Origin of the sequence: Winogradskyella sp. J14-2, from assembly GCF_001971725.1 — a bacterium.
Taxonomy (GTDB): domain Bacteria; phylum Bacteroidota; class Bacteroidia; order Flavobacteriales; family Flavobacteriaceae; genus Winogradskyella.
The window spans coordinates 620,588-637,965 of the sequence record NZ_CP019388.1 but is presented as its reverse complement, the minus strand read 5'-3'; the positions used below and the strand labels follow the sequence as shown (position 1 = coordinate 637,965).

At 34.7% G+C, this 17,378-nt stretch carries 12 protein-coding genes and 4 tRNA genes; 7 read left to right on the top strand and 9 right to left on the bottom strand.

The window, feature by feature from the left end; genetic code table 11:
* Positions 1 to 67 precede the first annotated feature (67 nt).
* Positions 68 to 580 carry a GNAT family N-acetyltransferase gene (locus BWZ20_RS02980; protein ID WP_076616064.1) on the bottom strand — a complete coding sequence of 171 codons (513 nt, stop codon included), beginning with the start codon at positions 578 to 580 and terminating at the stop codon, positions 68 to 70.
* Positions 581 to 676: 96 nt separating this feature from the next.
* Between BWZ20_RS02980 and BWZ20_RS02975 the strand changes: the two genes are divergently transcribed.
* Together BWZ20_RS02975 and hutH are read left to right on the top strand one after the other, a co-directional pair.
* Positions 677 to 2,236, top strand: a complete 1,560-nt coding sequence (locus tag BWZ20_RS02975; RefSeq protein WP_076616061.1) for a bifunctional ADP-dependent NAD(P)H-hydrate dehydratase/NAD(P)H-hydrate epimerase — start codon at positions 677 to 679, stop codon at positions 2,234 to 2,236.
* Positions 2,237 to 2,242: 6 nt separating this feature from the next.
* Positions 2,243 to 3,778, top strand: coding sequence for a histidine ammonia-lyase (gene hutH / locus BWZ20_RS02970; protein ID WP_076616058.1), 1,536 nt, complete (start codon positions 2,243 to 2,245; stop codon positions 3,776 to 3,778).
* Positions 3,779 to 3,790: 12 nt separating this feature from the next.
* Here the strand turns inward: hutH and BWZ20_RS02965 are convergent, their stop codons facing one another.
* Positions 3,791 to 4,162, bottom strand: coding sequence for a hypothetical protein (locus BWZ20_RS02965; RefSeq protein ID WP_076616055.1), 372 nt, complete (start codon positions 4,160 to 4,162; stop codon positions 3,791 to 3,793).
* A gap of 76 nt (positions 4,163 to 4,238) precedes the next feature.
* Positions 4,239 to 6,791, bottom strand: a complete 2,553-nt coding sequence (locus tag BWZ20_RS02960) for an ATP-dependent Clp protease ATP-binding subunit (protein WP_076616052.1) — start codon at positions 6,789 to 6,791, stop codon at positions 4,239 to 4,241.
* Positions 6,792 to 7,052: 261 nt separating this feature from the next.
* Here BWZ20_RS02960 and gyrA point away from each other — a divergent pair, with 261 nt between their 5' ends.
* Together gyrA and BWZ20_RS02950 are read left to right on the top strand one after the other, a co-directional pair.
* The gene (gene gyrA / locus BWZ20_RS02955; RefSeq protein ID WP_076616049.1) at positions 7,053 to 9,590 is read left to right on the top strand and encodes a DNA gyrase subunit A; all 2,538 of its coding nucleotides are present in this window, start codon (positions 7,053 to 7,055) and stop codon (positions 9,588 to 9,590) included.
* A gap of 29 nt (positions 9,591 to 9,619) precedes the next feature.
* Entirely contained in the window at positions 9,620 to 10,906 is a 1,287-nt protein-coding gene (locus BWZ20_RS02950; protein WP_076616046.1) for a tetratricopeptide repeat protein, read from the top strand.
* Positions 10,907 to 10,965: 59 nt separating this feature from the next.
* On the opposite strand, the gene BWZ20_RS02945 is transcribed toward BWZ20_RS02950, so the two are convergent.
* Both BWZ20_RS02945 and BWZ20_RS02940 read right to left on the bottom strand, forming a co-directional pair.
* Positions 10,966 to 11,715 (bottom strand): C40 family peptidase, encoded by a 750-nt coding sequence (locus BWZ20_RS02945; RefSeq protein ID WP_076616043.1) that lies wholly within the window; start codon positions 11,713 to 11,715, stop codon positions 10,966 to 10,968.
* A gap of 9 nt (positions 11,716 to 11,724) precedes the next feature.
* On the bottom strand, positions 11,725 to 12,903 hold the full coding sequence (locus tag BWZ20_RS02940; protein ID WP_076616041.1) for an acetyl-CoA C-acyltransferase: 1,179 nt from the start codon (positions 12,901 to 12,903) through the stop codon (positions 11,725 to 11,727).
* A gap of 197 nt (positions 12,904 to 13,100) precedes the next feature.
* Between BWZ20_RS02940 and BWZ20_RS02935 the strand changes: the two genes are divergently transcribed.
* Positions 13,101 to 15,143, top strand: coding sequence for an HD family phosphohydrolase (locus BWZ20_RS02935; protein ID WP_076616039.1), 2,043 nt, complete (start codon positions 13,101 to 13,103; stop codon positions 15,141 to 15,143).
* 6 nt (positions 15,144 to 15,149) lie between these two features.
* Here BWZ20_RS02935 and BWZ20_RS02930 read toward each other — a convergent pair.
* The 4 genes from BWZ20_RS02930 to BWZ20_RS02915 all read right to left on the bottom strand — a co-directional run bounded on the left by BWZ20_RS02930 (position 15,150) and on the right by BWZ20_RS02915 (position 15,526).
* Positions 15,150 to 15,223 (bottom strand) — tRNA-Pro (locus tag BWZ20_RS02930).
* Positions 15,224 to 15,270: 47 nt separating this feature from the next.
* A tRNA-Arg gene (locus BWZ20_RS02925) sits at positions 15,271 to 15,344 on the bottom strand.
* Between the two features lie 6 nt (positions 15,345 to 15,350).
* Positions 15,351 to 15,425, bottom strand: a tRNA-Pro gene (locus tag BWZ20_RS02920).
* Positions 15,426 to 15,442: 17 nt separating this feature from the next.
* Positions 15,443 to 15,526: transfer RNA gene (locus tag BWZ20_RS02915), tRNA-Ser, on the bottom strand.
* 146 nt (positions 15,527 to 15,672) lie between these two features.
* Here BWZ20_RS02915 and BWZ20_RS02910 point away from each other — a divergent pair.
* Positions 15,673 to 16,266, top strand: coding sequence for a hypothetical protein (locus BWZ20_RS02910; RefSeq protein WP_076616036.1), 594 nt, complete (start codon positions 15,673 to 15,675; stop codon positions 16,264 to 16,266).
* Between the two features lie 61 nt (positions 16,267 to 16,327).
* The gene (locus tag BWZ20_RS02905) at positions 16,328 to 17,356 is read left to right on the top strand and encodes a ligase-associated DNA damage response exonuclease (protein ID WP_076616032.1); all 1,029 of its coding nucleotides are present in this window, start codon (positions 16,328 to 16,330) and stop codon (positions 17,354 to 17,356) included.
* Positions 17,357 to 17,378 lie beyond the last annotated feature (22 nt).

The window sequence follows — 17,378 nt, the reverse complement described above, 5'->3', positions numbered from 1 at the left end:
TTAAATGTACATAACTAAAAGTTTTGTGTGCAAAAAAACATATGATTCACCTTTATTTGGGTTAAAACTATAGTTTCCTGTAATAATGCAACAATTCTTCATCAGAAGTAGGCAATGTTCCGATGCCTTTTAGTGTAAAGCCTAAACGCTCTAGCAGTTTTCTTGAGGATAGATTTTCTTCTAAAGTATAGGCACTTAGTTCTGCCAGACTATAATTGTCTTTAATTATTTCTACAAGTTTTGATGCTGCTTCGAACGCGTAATCTTTTCCTTCGTTAGATGGTAAAAACGCAAAGCCAATATCTGGTATTTCTATACCTTCTCTATGGTAAACTCCGCAAGTACCGAGTTTTACGTTATCAGATTTTCTAATAATAACATTGTTGCCATAACCGTGAGTAGCTATTTGCGGTAATGCTTTTTCTGTAATATAAGCTTCTGCAGCTTCAATGCTTTTTACATTTCTGTCGCCAATAAATTTTACCCATTTTGGAGTATTCATTAATTCTAAAATAAATGGTGCGTCTTCTAGAGTTATTGGTCTAACACGAAGTCTTTGTGTTTCGAATGAATTTTTCACAATAAGATTAATACTAAATACATTATTATTCTATTGGCTTGGAAAATCTTATTTTTACTTCCTTAATAAAGTTTTTTCAATATACAGAATTTATACATGAAGTTATTCTCTAAAGAACAAATATACGAAGGCGATAAACTCACAACCGAACGTCAAAATATTTCCTCTACTGATCTTATGGAGCGCGCAGGAACCCAGATTTTTAATTGGATTCATATGCGTATGCAAGGCGCACAAGTACCAATTCACGTGTTTTGTGGTATTGGCAATAATGGTGGCGACGGATTGGTGTTAGCAAGACATTTATTAACTCATGGATATAATGTGGTCACATATATAGTAAACTGTAGTGATAAGCGTTCTAAAGATTTTTTAATTAATTACGACAGAATTAAAACAGTCACCAAAGACTGGCCAGTAATGCTAAGTTGTGGTGCTGATTTTTCTGATATTGCTATAGAAGAGAGAGATATTATCGTAGATGCTGTGTTTGGTATAGGTCTTAACAGACCACCGAACAAATGGGTGCAAGAATTGTTTCAGAACTGGAGAGCATCTAAAGCATTTACCTTGTCTGTAGATATACCTTCGGGTTTATATACTGACAAAGCCGTAGAAGACGAAAATGCTGTAGTCCATGCTAATTACACGATTAGTTTTCAGTCACCAAAGTTAGTTTTCTTCTTGCCAGAAACCTCAAAATTTACTGTACAATGGGAAGTTTTAGATATAGGTATAGACCGCGATTATTTAATGCAAACGCAAACCGAAGCTGAATTGATTTCAAAACATGAAGTTTTACCCTTATACAAACCAAGAGAAAAGTTTTCGCACAAAGGAGATTTTGGGCATGCCTTAATAGTAGGTGGTAGTTACGGTAAAATAGGTGCAGTTAATTTGGCAAGTAGGGCAGCATTAAGTGCAGGAGCAGGTTTAGTTACTGCGTATATTCCTAAATGTGGATACCATAGTATGCAAGCTTCTTTTCCGGAGGCCATGGTAATTACTGATAAAGATGAAGAGCAAATCACTAATATTTCTTTTGATATAGAACCTAGTGGCGTTGGTATTGGTGTGGGATTAGGAACGGCTGATAAAACAATCAAAGCTTTAGAGCTGTTTTTGAATGCTAATAAAACATCGCTTGTTATAGATGCAGATGGACTAAATATCTTGTCTAAAAATAAAGAACTACTAAAGGTATTACCAGAACAAACAGTTTTAACACCGCACCCAAAAGAACTTGAACGATTAGTAGGTGAGTGGACAGATGATTTTGATAAGCTTAGTAAAACGAAAGAATTTTCAAAAGCATATAAAGTCATCGTCGTTATAAAAGGCGCAAATACAATAACAGTTTTTGGCGACAAGCTTTATATAAATACAACAGGTAATCCAGGCATGGCAACAGCAGGAACTGGTGATGTTTTAACAGGAATAATAACGGGTTTAATTGCTCAGGGTTATGAGCCTTTGGCAGCAACTATTTTTGGAGTGTATTTACACGGAAAATCTGCCGATATTTCTTTAGAAGATTATGGATATCAGAGTTTAATAGCGAGCCATATTATTGAAACTTTAGGCGAAGCTTACATAGATTTATTTAAACAACCAGAACAAGAACAGCAGCAACAAGAACAACAAGAAGCGCAATAGGTAATTATGAATAACTATCATATTATTTCGTCTGATGCACTAGACATTGTGACGATATACAACATTTTTAAGGATAACAAAAAGTTAAAACTTTCAGAAGACTCTATAACAAAAATTAAGGCCTGTAAATCTTATTTAGATAACAAATTGGCCAACAACAAAAAACCGATGTATGGAATCAATACAGGTTTTGGCTCGTTATACAATGTTAAGATTTCAGATAAGGACTTAACCAAGTTGCAAGAAAATTTGGTAATGTCTCATGCTTGCGGAACAGGCGATCGTGTTCCAGAGTCTATAGTTAAAGTAATGTTATTGTTAAAAATACAATCCTTAAGCTATGGTCATAGTGGTGTGCAGCTAAAAACTGTTGAGCGATTAATAGACTTTTTTAATAATGATATTTTTCCATTTGTATTTACACAGGGCTCTTTAGGAGCTTCTGGTGATTTAGCACCTTTGGCACATCTGGCATTACCACTTTTAGGAAAAGGAAGTGTTGTCCATGGAGGTGAGAATTATGAAGCTTCAGAATTGTTAGAAAAATTTAATTGGCAACCGATAAAATTGGAAGCTAAAGAAGGCTTGGCTTTATTGAATGGAACGCAGTTTATGAGTGCTTATGGTGTGTATTTGCTCTTAATGTCTCATAAAACCTCTTATTTGGCAGATATAATCTCAGCAATATCTTTAGATGCGTTTGATGGTAGATTAGATCCTTTTCATGATTTGGTACACGATGTAAGACCACATCCAGGTCAGCGTAAAGTAGCCAAACGTTTTAACGAGCTTCTAAAAGGCAGTGAATTAATTAATAGAGAGAAAGAACACGTTCAAGATCCATACTCGTTTAGATGTATTCCGCAAGTTCATGGTGCAACAAAAGATACTTTAGATTTTGTGGAAAAAGTAATTTTGACTGAAATTAATGCGGTAACCGATAATCCAAATATTTTTTCAGATGAAGATTTAATTATTTCGGGAGGAAATTTTCACGGGCAACCTTTGGCTTTAGCTCTAGATTATTTAAAAATAGCTATGGCAGAAATAGGCAATATTTCTGAACGTAGAATATTTCAATTGGTATCGGGTTTACGAGGTTTACCAGCATTTTTAGTAGACAATCCAGGATTAAATTCAGGCTTTATGATTCCGCAATATACAGCGGCAAGTATTGTAAGTGCTAATAAGCAATTAGCATCACCGGCAAGTATAGATAGTATAGTGTCTAGTAATGGGCAAGAGGACCATGTAAGTATGGGAGCCAATGCAGCAACTCAAGCTTATAATCTTATTAGAAATGTAGAGCGTGTTATTGCTATAGAGTTGATGAATGCTTCGCAAGCATTAGAGTTTAGAAGACCCATGAAAACGTCTCCATTACTCGAGTCTTTTTTAGAGCATTATAGAAAAGTAGTGCCTTTTATAAAAGAAGACGAAGTATTACATGACGATATAGAAGCCTCTATTCAATTTTTAAAGGATGTAGATATTGAGGTAGAAGAACTGTTTTTAAATAATTATGATGTTGAAAAACATTAAAGATTATTACAATTAACCCTTAGCAATTAGTTCTTTTGCCCAATTAACAGCATCATTAATGTTGGCAAAGATTTCAAAAGGTTTTCCAAAAAACATCTTTTCAATTTGTGCATTAATTTTTGCCTGATATTTGTTAGACACTACGGCGAACCCTTTTAAATATTCAACTTTAGTAGCTCTAGGGTATACATTGGGGTCAACAGAATATGAATTTTCTCTATGTGTAATGTATACAAATGGTTTGCTATAATGATCTTCTATGACCTTAATTAAGACTTCATTATGGTCATGATCTAAGTGTACACCTTCGTTAATTTTTGCTATAACGTATTCATCGTAAAAAGAAAGTGTACAAAATCTTAATTTTACAACAATTTCTTGCATGCTTCATACATTTCCCTTTAATATAAAAAAACTCCCCAAATTTTGGGGAGTTTTACTTTAAAATATTGAAAAACGATTAAGATTCGGTAGGTTTACTAGAGCTCTTAACTTTAATTTTTAGCTCATCTTTTTTGGTATCTAAATCCATTGTTATTGTATCACCTTCTTGTATTTTAGAATTAATGATTTCTTCAGCCAATGCGTCTTCAACATACTTTTGAATTGCTCTGTTCAATGGTCTTGCACCATATTGTTTATCAAAACCTTTGTCAGCAATATAGTCCTTTGCTTTATCAGTAAGCACTAAATTATAGCCTATCTCTTTAATACGTTTTACAAGCTTAATAAGCTCTATATCAATGATTTTATTAATGTCTTCTTTTTCTAGAGCATTAAATACAATAACATCGTCAATTCTGTTTAAAAACTCGGGCGCAAAGGCTTTTTTAAGAGCGTTTTCTATAACACCTTTAGCATATTCTGACTCTTGGGCTTCTCTGGCAGAAGTACCAAAACCAACACCAGTACCAAAATCTTTAAGCTTACGGGCACCTATATTAGATGTCATAATAATTATGGTATTTCTAAAATCGATTTTGCGACCAAGGCTGTCAGTCAAATAACCATCATCTAAAACTTGTAAAAGCATATTGAAAACATCTGGATGTGCTTTTTCAATTTCATCCAAGAGGACAACAGCGTAAGGCTTGCGTCTAATCTTTTCTGTAAGCTGACCGCCTTCTTCGTAACCAACATATCCAGGAGGTGCACCAATAAGTCTAGATACAGCAAATTTTTCCATATATTCACTCATATCTATGCGTACAAGAGCATCATTACTGTCAAATAATTCGCTGGCTAAAACTTTGGCTAGTTGAGTTTTACCAACACCAGTCTGCCCTAAAAAGATAAAAGAACCGATAGGTTTATTTGGATCTTTAAGACCAGCCCTGTTGCGCTGAATTGCTTTTACTATCTTAGCAACAGCGGTATCTTGCCCAATGACACGTCCTTTGATGAGTTCGGGGAGTTTTGCTAATTTATTTAGTTCAGTTTGCGCTATCTTATTTACAGGTATACCTGTCATCATAGAAATAACGTCGGCAACATTGTCTTCTGTTACTATTTCTCTATGTTGTTTAGTTTCTTCTTCCCATTTTTCTTGAGCGGTTGCTAACTCTTTTTCAAGTCGTTTTTCGTCATCTCTTAGTTTAGCAGCTTCTTCGTACTTTTGCTTCTTAACAACACTGTTTTTAGTTTCCTTGACCTCTTCAAGTTGTTTTTCTAATTCAATAATTTGTTTTGGAACATCAATATTTGTTATGTGCACTCTAGAACCTGCTTCATCCAAAGCATCGATAGCCTTATCTGGTAAGAAACGCTCTGTCATGTATCTATTTGTTAACTTTACACAAGCCTCAATAGCTTCAGGAGTATAGTCTACATTATGATGCTCTTCGTATTTGCCTTTAATATTATTGAGTATTTCTATGGTTTCTTCTACCGAGGTAGGTTCCACAATTACTTTTTGAAAACGACGTTCTAGAGCACCATCTTTTTCAATATATTGTCTGTACTCATCTAAGGTGGTTGCACCTATGCATTGAATTTCGCCTCTTGCTAGAGCAGGTTTAAACATATTAGAAGCATCTAAACTTCCTGTAGCTCCACCTGCACCTACAATAGTATGAATCTCATCAATAAACAGAATAATATCATCGTTTTTTTCAAGTTCATTCATTACGGCTTTCATACGCTCTTCAAATTGTCCTCTGTACTTTGTGCCAGCGACTAAACTTGCAAGGTCTAATGTAACAACACGTTTATTAAATAGTGTTCTGGATACTTTACGCTTAACAATTCGTAGTGCTAATCCTTCGGCAATGGCAGATTTACCAACACCAGGTTCACCAATTAAAAGCGGATTATTTTTTTTACGTCTGCTTAATATTTGTGACACACGTTGTATTTCTTTTTCACGACCTACTACAGGGTCTAATTTCCCTTCTTCTGCAAGGATGGTTAGGTCTCTACCAAAGTTATCTAAAACAGGGGTTTTAGATTTTTTATTTGTTTTGTTAGATTGACTTCCGCCAAAAGGGGTTTGTTTGGCATCGTCTTCTTCATTAATATCGTCATCAGAGTATGATTCTGCTTTTGGTTCATCTAGGTAATCATCTTCACTTGTAATCATAGATTTAAATTCGTCTTTTACATTATCATAATCAACTTTAAGTTTATTTAATAACTTAGTAGTTGGGTCATTTTCATTTCTTAGTATACACAATAATAAATGTGCTGTGTTTATTGAGGTGCTTTGAAACAACTTTGCTTCTAAAAATGTTGTTTTTAAGGCACGTTCAGCTTGCCTTGTGAGGTGCAAGTTTTTCTTTTCGTTAGAGGTTGCCGCAATATTAGGGTTAGCCGGACTTAAGATTTCGACTTTACGTCTCAGGTGGTTTAGGTCAACATCTAAGGCGCTCAAAATATCAATAGCTTTTCCGTTACCATCCCTAAGAAGGCCTAGCATTAAGTGCTCCGTACCAATAAAATCGTGTCCTAACCGCAAAGCTTCTTCTTTGCTAAACGCTATAACATCTTTAACTCTTGGGGAAAAATTATCATCCATAGTAAATTCCTTTCTGCATTAAAAATAGTAAAAACATATTATGTATAAGGCAAAAACCATACCTTAAATAAAATGGTTTAACGAATAGACTAAAAAAGCATTTTAAATCAAAGCAAATTTTACGATACTTATTAACGAAAAAGATATCAAAAATTGTTAATAAAAACTGCTAAAAATAGCTTTCAAAAACACTTCAAACACTGCTAAAATGCTTATATTAGCACGTTTTGAAAACTTATAAAAAATCTAATAATTTTATATATGGCAGAAGGAGAAAAACTCATTCCGATTAACATTGAAGATGAAATGAAATCAGCCTACATTGATTATTCAATGTCGGTCATTGTGTCACGTGCGTTACCAGATGTAAGAGATGGCTTAAAACCTGTTCATAGACGTGTACTTTACGGTATGCACGAGCTAGGTGTTAGAGCAAACACAGCCCACAAAAAATCAGCAAGAATTGTAGGTGAGGTATTGGGTAAATACCATCCACATGGCGATACTTCGGTTTACGATACAATGGTACGTATGGCTCAGGAATGGAGTTTGCGATACATGCTAATAGATGGTCAAGGTAACTTTGGGTCTGTAGATGGTGATAGTCCGGCAGCAATGCGTTACACTGAGGCCAGAATGCAGAAAATATCTGAAGAAATGTTGGCAGATATAGATAAGGAAACAGTTGACCATAAACTAAATTTTGATGATACCTTAGAAGAACCAACAGTGTTGCCTACACGTATACCTGGTTTATTAGTTAATGGTGCTTCTGGTATAGCCGTTGGTATGGCAACCAATATGCCACCTCACAACCTAACCGAAGTTGTAAATGGTACTATTGCTTATATAGATAACACAGATATTGACGTTGATGAATTGATGCAGCATATTAAAGCACCAGATTTTCCTACTGGTGGGACTATCTATGGTTATGATGGAGTAAAGGAAGCATTTCACACTGGTCGTGGTAGAATAGTAATGCGAGGTAAAGCCAACATCGAGGAAGTAAACGGTAGAGAATGCATCATTGTTAATGAGATACCATATCAAGTCAACAAGGCAGACATGATTAAGAAAACTGCCGATTTAATTAATGATAAAAAACTAGAAGGTATTTCTACCATAAGAGATGAGTCTGACAGGAAGGGAATGCGTATCGTTTACGTTTTAAAACGCGATGCTATTCCAAATATAGTACTTAACAAGTTATACAAGTACACAGCGTTACAGTCTTCTTTTAGTGTAAATAATATTGCCTTAGTAAAAGGTCGCCCTCAACTTTTAAATCTTAAGGATTTAATTCACTATTTCGTAGAACACAGACACGAGGTAGTAGTAAGGCGCACAAGATACGAATTGCGTAAAGCAGAAGAGCGAGCCCACATTTTAGAAGGGTTAATTATAGCTTCAGATAATATCGATGAAGTTATTGCACTTATAAGAGCATCTGCAAATGCTGAAGAAGCTAGAGAAAAATTGATAGCTCGTTTTGAGCTTACCGAAATACAAGCTAAGGCTATCGTAGAAATGCGATTACGTCAGTTAACGGGTCTAGAACAAGACAAGTTAAGAGCAGAGTATGAAGAGTTAATGAAAACCATAGAAGACCTTAAAGATATCCTAGATAAAAAAGAGCGTCGAATGGATATTATTAAGCAAGAACTAGAAGTTATAAGAGATAAGTATGGTGACGAGCGTCGATCTATAATAGAATATGCTGGAGGGGATTTGAGTATTGAAGATATGATTCCAGATGAAAAAGTTGTAATTACCATATCTCATGCCGGATACATTAAACGTACCTCACTTACTGAATACAAAACACAACATAGAGGCGGTGTAGGTCAGAAAGCTTCAACGACGCGTAATGAAGATTTTTTAGAGCATCTATTTGTTGGCACTAATCATCAGTATATGCTGTTCTTCACCCAAAAAGGGAAGTGTTTCTGGATGCGTGTTTATGAAATACCAGAGGGCTCTAAAACTTCAAAAGGTAGAGCAATTCAAAACCTCATCAATATAGAACAAGACGATAAAGTAATGGCGTTTATCTGTACTCAAGATCTTAAAGATGAAGAATATATAAACAGTCATTATGTCATAATGGCTACGAAAAAAGGTCAGGTTAAGAAAACATCCTTAGAACAATACTCTAGACCACGTACCAATGGTATTAACGCTATTACCATTAAAGAAGATGATGAATTGCTAGAAGCTAAGCTAACCACAGGCGAAAGTCAGGTAATGCTAGCGCTAAGGTCTGGTAAAGCCATTCGTTTTGAAGAAGCAAAAACAAGACCAATGGGCCGTAATGCATCAGGTGTTAGAGGTATCACTTTAGCAAATGATAACGATGAGGTAATAGGTATGATCGCTGTAGATGATTTTGAAAGCAATATCTTAGTAGTCTCAGAAAACGGATATGGCAAACGCTCTAGCTTAGACGATTATAGAATTACCAACAGAGGCGGAAAGGGTGTGAAAACCATTTCTATCACAGAAAAAACAGGTAATTTAGTAGCCATAAAAAATGTTTCAGACGAGGATGATTTAATGATTATTAATAAATCTGGAATTGCAATTCGTATGGAAGTTGCCGATTTACGCGTAATGGGAAGAGCTACACAAGGTGTAAAACTCATTAATTTAAAGGGCAACGACTCCATAGCGGCAGTAGCAAAAGTTATGAAGGATGATGAAGACGAAACTGCTGGTGAATTAGAGATAGAAAACCCAGAAGACCAAACAACAAACGAAGATGGCACGGCTATTGATACTAATGAAACCGAAAACTAAAAATTAACAACATAAACTATTTATAACAAATGAAAAAATTAATGACATTAGTGCTGATTTTTACTGTTACTACTATGTCTTTTGCCCAAAAGGATGAGGTAAAGGCTATAGAGAAAGCACTAAAAAATTCAAATTTTGCTGATGCCAAATCTGCTGTAGCAGCAGCAGAAGGATTGATGAGTAACATGGATGACAAGATGAAAGCTAAGTTTTTATTCCTAAAGGCGCAGGCACTTTATGCAAATGGAGCTGCATCAGATAGCGATATAGATAAAGCAATATCTACTTTAGGCGAACTAAAAAGCCATGAATCCTCTATTGGAAAGTTGCGTTACACAGAAGATGCCAATGAAATGAAGACCGAAATTTATAATTCTTTTCTAAAAAAAGCCAACGAAGCCTTTAACAGTAAAGATTTAGGAGTAGCGTCAAAAGCATATGCCAATATTTATAAAATATCTCCAAAAGATACTGTTTACCTATACAATGCGGCTTTATTAGCAGCTCAGAATAACGATTACAACACATCTTTAGAATATTTTATTGAGCTAAAAAATTTAGGGTTTACAGGTATAAAAATGAATTATGTAGCTACAAACAAAGAGACTGGTGGCGAAGAATTTTTCCCTGAAAAATCCAATAGAGACTTCGCTGTAAAGACATTGAAAACTCATATTAAGCCAGAGGACAGATTAGAAGAATCTAAACGCGCTAATATTGTAAAGAATATAGCGTTCATCTATGTATCTCAAGGAAATAACGAAAAAGCACTTGGTGCAATTAAAGATGCCAGAGACGAGTTTCCTGAGGATAATAACTTAATTTTAACTGAAGCTACAATTCAGATTAAGGTTGGAAATAACGAAAAAGCTTTTGAGCTATTTAGAGAGGCATTGAAAAAAGAACCAGACAATCCAGACCTTAACTACAACGTTGGTATTACCGCTATGGAAGTTGAGCAGTATGATGTTGCAAAATCTGCATTTGAACAAACCCTTAAACTTAAACCAGATTATGCTAACGCAGCATTAAATCTTTCATTTTTAGAGGTTAATAAGGGTAATGCTATGAATGACGAAATGAATACTTTAGGGAATTCTGCTGCAGACAATAAACGTTACGATGAACTTAAATCACAAAAAAATGATTTGTTTAAAGCAGGTGCAGAGATTTTAGAGAAATTTGTAGCAAATAATCCCAACCTAAACAATGCTGATATATATAACCAACTGGCAAATATCTATAGCGCATTGGGTGAAATGGATAAGTACAAAACTTATAAAGAGATGGCTAAATCTAACGGATCAGATAATTAAGTCAATTCTTATTAATACATTACAAAACGCGACTTTTAATTTTAAGAGTCGCGTTTTTTTTAAATGATTTTTTTGATGACACGTAGTCTGTGTGTATGCGTGTTTTTGTCAATATTATAAATACCACTGTGGTCTAAACGATCAATTCTAACTTTACCATGAGCATGTATAATATAGTTATCTTTCATAATAATTCCTACATGAATAATATCTCCTTCGGCATTATCAAAAAAGGCTAAATCTCCCGGTTCACTTTCTTCTATAAAACTCAATGCAGTTCCTTGTGTCGATTGTTGTGATGCATCTCGCAGTAAATGATACCCATTGAGTTTATAGACCATCTGGGTAAAGCCAGAACAATCGATGCCAAATGGAGATTTTCCTCCCCACAGATACGGCGCATTGAGATACAAGAAAGCGGTCTCTATAATATTAGTTTTTTTGCTTTTACCAGAAATTTTATTGCCTTCAAACTTTTGATTTAATAGACTCAGGCAGTTTAGGTCAGAGCCTAATGGAATAGGATATAAACTATTTGATGTGTCTGAGACATATTGTATTAAATCTTTTGATAGAAAAACATCAGAATTATCCAATTGGTTGTATTGCTCTTCTTCTATTTCAACATATTGCTTATTATCAATCCAACCCTCATATTTATCATATGCAAAACGAATACGACTCCATTTTTTACGCTGTTCTAGCACTTTAAAAAAGTCACCATACAATGCCTGAGTTACCATTTCACTAGTATCAGTAGGCTCTAATCGAATAGGTACAATACCTAGATTGCAAACTCCGTATTGCATAGAAGAAATTTAAGAACGTTCTAATACCATAGCCGAAGCACCACCACCACCATTACAAATAGCAGCTGCACCAATTTTTGCATCGTTTTGTTGTAAGACATTTAATAATGTTACTAAGATTCGGGCGCCAGAACAGCCAAGTGGATGGCCTAAAGAAACTGCACCACCATTTACGTTAACTTTATCGTCAGATAACCCTAAAATTTTCATATTAGCTAAGCCAACAACAGAAAACGCTTCATTAAATTCAAAGAAATCTACATCACTTAATTCTACATTGGCTTTTGCTAATGCTTTTGGTAATGCTTTTGCAGGAGCAGTAGTAAACCACTCTGGTTCTTGGGCTGCGTCTGCATAACTTTTTATAGTCGCAAGCGGTTTTAAACCTAATTCTTCAGCTTTATCTTTACTCATAAGTACTAAAGCCGCTGCACCATCATTAATAGTTGAAGCATTAGCAGCCGTTACTGTACCATCTTTAGTAAAGGCAGGACGCAAGGCTGGAATTTTTTCCATTTTCACGTTAGTATATTCTTCATCTTTATCAACAACTATAGCATCACCTCGACGTTGAGGAACTTCAACAGGAATAACTTCATCATTAAACTTACCAGCATCCCAAGCAGCTTTAGAGCGCTCATAAGACTGTATTGCAAATTTATCTTGGTCCTCTCTGCTAAAGCTGTACTCTACAGCACAAGCGTCAGCACAAACACCCATAGCATTGTTATCGTATGCATCAACTAATCCATCTTTTTGCATGCCATCTACTAAAGTGGCAGGACCAAACTTTGTAGCACTACGAGCATGATAATAGTGTGGTATAGCACTCATATTTTCCATTCCCCCAGCAACTATAACATCAGCATCGCCAAGACTAATGGCTTGGGCAGCTTGCATTACAGCTTTCATACCAGAAGAACACACTTTATTTATCGTTGTACAAGGAACGGTATTTGGAATACCAGCAAAAATAGCCGCTTGTCTTGCTGGTGCTTGTCCTGTACCAGCTTGCACTACATTACCCATTAGTACTTCATCTACCATTTCTGGTTTTAGATTTATCTTTTCTAATGCTCCTTTAATAGCTGCAGCTCCGAGTTTAGGGGCTGGTACACTAGATAAATTTCCTAAAAAACTTCCTATAGGTGTTCTAACGGCAGATACAATTACTACGTCCTTGTTCATTATTATTTTGTTTATAGTTAATTCCTGCGAAATTAATGATTTTTTAAGATATTTAGGAATGTATTAAAGATTATAGATGTTTTAAATTTAATTGATAAAAATTCATTTTTTTGTTATTAAGAACTGCCTTGTGTCATTAATTTTTGATTGATTTAAATGAATTTACAAACAAAAATTTAATGTATTTTTGATTTTATATGAAGGAACTTCTGAATAAATGGTATAAAAATCATGCATTAGTATACAAAATACTACTGTTTTTATTGACTACCTTGTTTATAGTTTATTTATTTCCTAAGACAGGTAAGTTTAAATATTCCTTTGAAAAAGGTAAACCTTGGCAGTCAGAAAATTTATATGCTCCTTTTAATTTTGCGATTCAAAAAACTCAAGAAGAAATTAATGAAGAACAGCTGGAAATTGAAAATAACGCTTCCGTTTATTTCGATATTGATCTAGAAATTCCTGAGACCGTAAAGCTGAATTATCTAACAAAATTTAATGAAGTTTTTAGTGACTCTACAGCGTCTAAAAAGGATTTATTCAAGAAAGGTGCCAACATAATTGAGACTTTGTATGAAAAAGGAATTTTAGATACTGACTATCCGTATGCAAATGACAAACCTGTTGTTTTAGTAGCTTCTAATACGGTTGAAAAGCGTTTAGAGTACAAAGGACTAATTGAAATAAATCAACTTCGAGATCGATTAGAGAGTTATTTAGCTAATTCAACTTCTTCTGAGAATAAAAATAGGATGATATCTCTATTTTTTGATATTATTAAACCTAATGTAACTTTAAATGAAACCCTAACAAAGACAACCTTAGAAGAAGCACTGTCCAAAATTTCATTAACTCGTGGTAGCGTAGATAAAGATCAGTTGATTATTTCTAAAGGGCAAGTAGTTGAAGATGAGGAATACAATATTTTAAAGTCACTAAAGTCTGAATATGAATCTCAGGTTTGGAATACTGCTAATTACAATTGGGTTCTCGTAGCCTATACATTATTAGTCGCATTAGCACTTTTAATGTTGCTACTGTTTTTACAGAAATACAGATTTGAAGTGTTTCAGAACAATACCAAAGTAACCTTTATATTTTTTAACATTGCGTTGATGATATTGCTAACTACTTTGGTAATTAACTATAATTCACAGTACATCTATGTAGTCCCTCTGTGTATTTTGCCTTTAGTTTTAAAAGCCTTTTTTGATGCCAGATTAGGATTGTTTGCTCATGTACTGACTGTACTTCTTTTAGGCTTTATTGTACCCAACAGTTACGAATACATGTTTCTTCAAATTATAGCCGGAATCGTAACGATATTAACAGTTTCAGAATTATATAAACGTGCTAACCTTTTTATATCAGTAGGCCAGATAACATTAATATACATAATCGCTTATTTCGCCTTTTTTGTAATCCACGAAGGACAAATAACTACTTTAAAGTGGGATACATTCGGACTATTTATTCTGTGTGGTTTAGCAACACTTTTCGTTCAGCCACTTATCTATATTTATGAGAAGATTTTTGGTCTAGTTTCGGACGTGTCGCTTTTAGAGTTATCAGACACCAATACAAAGCTTTTAAAAAAATTATCTAACAAAGCACCAGGGACATTTCATCATTCATTAAATGTTGCCAATTTGGCCGAAGCCTCAGCAAATGAGATTGGTGCAAATGCTATGTTGGTTAGGGTAGGAGCATTGTATCACGATATAGGCAAAATGAAGAATCCTACCTATTTTACAGAAAATCAAAGTAATGGTATTAATCCTCACGATGAATTGTCGAGTAGAGAAAGCGCTATGATTATCGTAGATCACGTATTACATGGTATTGAAATAGCAAAAAAATACAATTTACCAGATCGTGTTATTGACTTTATTAGAACCCATCACGGTACAAGTGTTGTATATTATTTTTACATGAAAGAGAAGGCAGAAAATGATACTTTAGATATTGAAGATTTTTCTTACTCTGGGCCAAAACCGTTTAGTAAAGAAACTGCTATTTTAATGATGTGCGATAGTGTTGAAGCCGCATCAAAAAGTTTAAAGGAGCCAACAACAACTAAGATTAATGATTTTGTTGAAAACATCATTAACAAGCAAATGGAAAGCGGTCAATTCTTAAACGCCAATATTACCTTTAAAGAAATACAAGCTATAAAAAAGGTAATAAAACACAAACTTGCCAATATCTATCACTTAAGGATAGAGTACCCAGAATAAAAAAAGTCGGGATGACTGGATTTGAACCAGCGACCCCTAGCACCCCATGCTAGTACGCTACCAGGCTGCGCTACATCCCGCACTTTTGCAAACAAAAAAGCCACTTCGGCTAAGAAATGGCTCTTTGTGATCGCGACAGGATTCGAACCTGTGACCGTCTGCTTAGAAGGCAGATGCTCTATCCAGCTGAGCTACGCGACCATTAAGTCGGGGTGGCAGGATTCGAACCTGCGACCTCCGCGTCCCAAACGCGGCGCGATAACCGGGCTACGCTACACCCCGAAAACGATTATCTTTTGCGGAGAGACCGGGATTCGAACCCGGGCAACACTTACGCGTTGACAGATTAGCAATCTGCTCCATTACCACTCTGGCACCTCTCCAATTAATTAAATTAAGAACATTCCTTAAAAATGCGGATGCAAATGTAACTTATCATATTAATTATCGCAACAATTTTTTTGAGTTTTTTAATTCAAATCGTCTAATACTTTGAAAGCGTATAGAATATATTTACTTTTATGGTTACATGTCTAAATATTATAAAGATAGAGCCTTTACTAATTATGTCCATACAAATTTGGCCATACCTCTAATTTATAATCCGTTAAATTGGTCCGAAGTACAGCTAAGAAAGGATTATTTAAAATATATAGATATGATGGACGGTATAGATTATGTGTTTAGAAACGGTAACTCCATTATGAGTGTCCAAGAACGCTTTAGAGAAAAACGATATAAAGATTTCACAGATTTTACAATTAGATACCGAAGAGACTCAAATAAAATAAGCGATAGGCATGAGTCAGAATATTACAAAATGAAAGCGCACTATTTCACTTATGGAATAATTGATAGTGCTAAAGACGAGACAGAAAAAGCTTCATCATTTATTAAGTATGCTATTATCGATTTAAAAAAAGTGTACCAAAAGTTAGATGAAAAGAAAATATATATTTCAGACAACGGCAGAAACAAATGTAAAATAATTGACGGCAATCGTATAGAATGTCCTGTAAAGTATAATTCAGATGGCTCATCATCTTTTTTTCCAATAGATATTTCGTATTTAGTAAAATTATGGGGAACAGATATGCTTATAGCTCAAGATGGTTTTCTGTAAAACTAAATTTAACGAAATTTTACTATAAAAACTCTAACTTTTTCAATAGCTTCGTTAGGCTATGCTAGCCGAAAAACGACTCATTAAATTTACCAAAAAAGGAATATATTGCCCTCAAGGAAAATTTTATCTAGACCCTTGGTATCCTGTTGATTATGCTGTTATTTCTCATGGTCATGCAGATCATGCGCGATGGGGAATGAAGAATTATCTATGTACGGATAATTCTAAAGCTATATTAAAACATCGGTTAGGGGCTGATATTAATGTTAAAAGTATTCCTTATAACAAGCATATAGACATAAATGGTGTAAAAGTTAGTTTTCATCCGGCTGGTCATGTCATAGGCTCTGCCCAAATCAGGTTAGAATACAAAGGTTATATTGTTGTTTTTACTGGAGATTATAAAACCCAACCAGACTTTATTACTACACCATATGAACCTATAAAATGTAATACTCTAATTACAGAAAGTACTTTTGGTTTGCCCATTTACAATTGGAAAAAAGAAACGATTTTACAAAAAGAACTATGGAATTGGGTAAAAACTAATCAGTCTAACAATAGAACTTCTGTGTTTTTGGGTTATTCTTTAGGTAAAGCACAGCGATTATTGTCTCTTTTAGATGGATGCGATGATATATATGCACATCGCTCTATATATAATATCAATCAAGCCATATCAACTTCTGGAATTAAACTACCTGAAGCTAAATTATGGTCAGCAGAATTAAATAAGAAAATACTTCAAAACAAAATTGTTATCGCGCCGCCTGCATTATTGGGTTCTCGTATGTTAAAGCGGCTGCCAAACCCTGCCACCGCCATTTGTTCTGGTTGGATGCAAATAAGAGGCAATAGACGTTGGCAAGCCGTTGATGCCGGTTTTGCAGTAAGCGATCATGCAGATTGGAATGGTTTAATTGCAGCTGTAAAAGCCTCAGAAGCAGAGCAAGTTTATGTTACTCATGGTTCTCAGGCTGTGTTTTCAAAATATTTAAATGAAATAGGTATTAAAGCAAATGAACTTAAAACCGAATACGGCGATGAGGCCTTGGCAAAAGCCGAAAAAGATAATATCGAAACTTAAAATAAAATGAAAGATAATTGAT

What these genes read in the sequence shown, in the direction of transcription:
- BWZ20_RS02975 (WP_076616061.1), top strand. Translation starts at nt 677, where the DNA reads ATGAAGTTATTCTCTAAAGAACAAATATACGAAGGCGATAAACTCACA.
- hutH (WP_076616058.1), top strand. Translation starts at nt 2,243, where the DNA reads ATGAATAACTATCATATTATTTCGTCTGATGCACTAGACATTGTGACG.
- BWZ20_RS02965 (WP_076616055.1), bottom strand. Translation starts at nt 4,162, where the DNA reads ATGCAAGAAATTGTTGTAAAATTAAGATTTTGTACACTTTCTTTTTAC.
- BWZ20_RS02960 (WP_076616052.1), bottom strand. Translation starts at nt 6,791, where the DNA reads ATGGATGATAATTTTTCCCCAAGAGTTAAAGATGTTATAGCGTTTAGC.
- gyrA (WP_076616049.1), top strand. Translation starts at nt 7,053, where the DNA reads ATGGCAGAAGGAGAAAAACTCATTCCGATTAACATTGAAGATGAAATG.
- BWZ20_RS02950 (WP_076616046.1), top strand. Translation starts at nt 9,620, where the DNA reads ATGAAAAAATTAATGACATTAGTGCTGATTTTTACTGTTACTACTATG.
- BWZ20_RS02945 (WP_076616043.1), bottom strand. Translation starts at nt 11,715, where the DNA reads ATGCAATACGGAGTTTGCAATCTAGGTATTGTACCTATTCGATTAGAG.
- BWZ20_RS02940 (WP_076616041.1), bottom strand. Translation starts at nt 12,903, where the DNA reads ATGAACAAGGACGTAGTAATTGTATCTGCCGTTAGAACACCTATAGGA.
- BWZ20_RS02935 (WP_076616039.1), top strand. Translation starts at nt 13,101, where the DNA reads ATGAAGGAACTTCTGAATAAATGGTATAAAAATCATGCATTAGTATAC.
- BWZ20_RS02910 (WP_076616036.1), top strand. Translation starts at nt 15,673, where the DNA reads ATGTCTAAATATTATAAAGATAGAGCCTTTACTAATTATGTCCATACA.
- BWZ20_RS02905 (WP_076616032.1), top strand. Translation starts at nt 16,328, where the DNA reads ATGCTAGCCGAAAAACGACTCATTAAATTTACCAAAAAAGGAATATAT.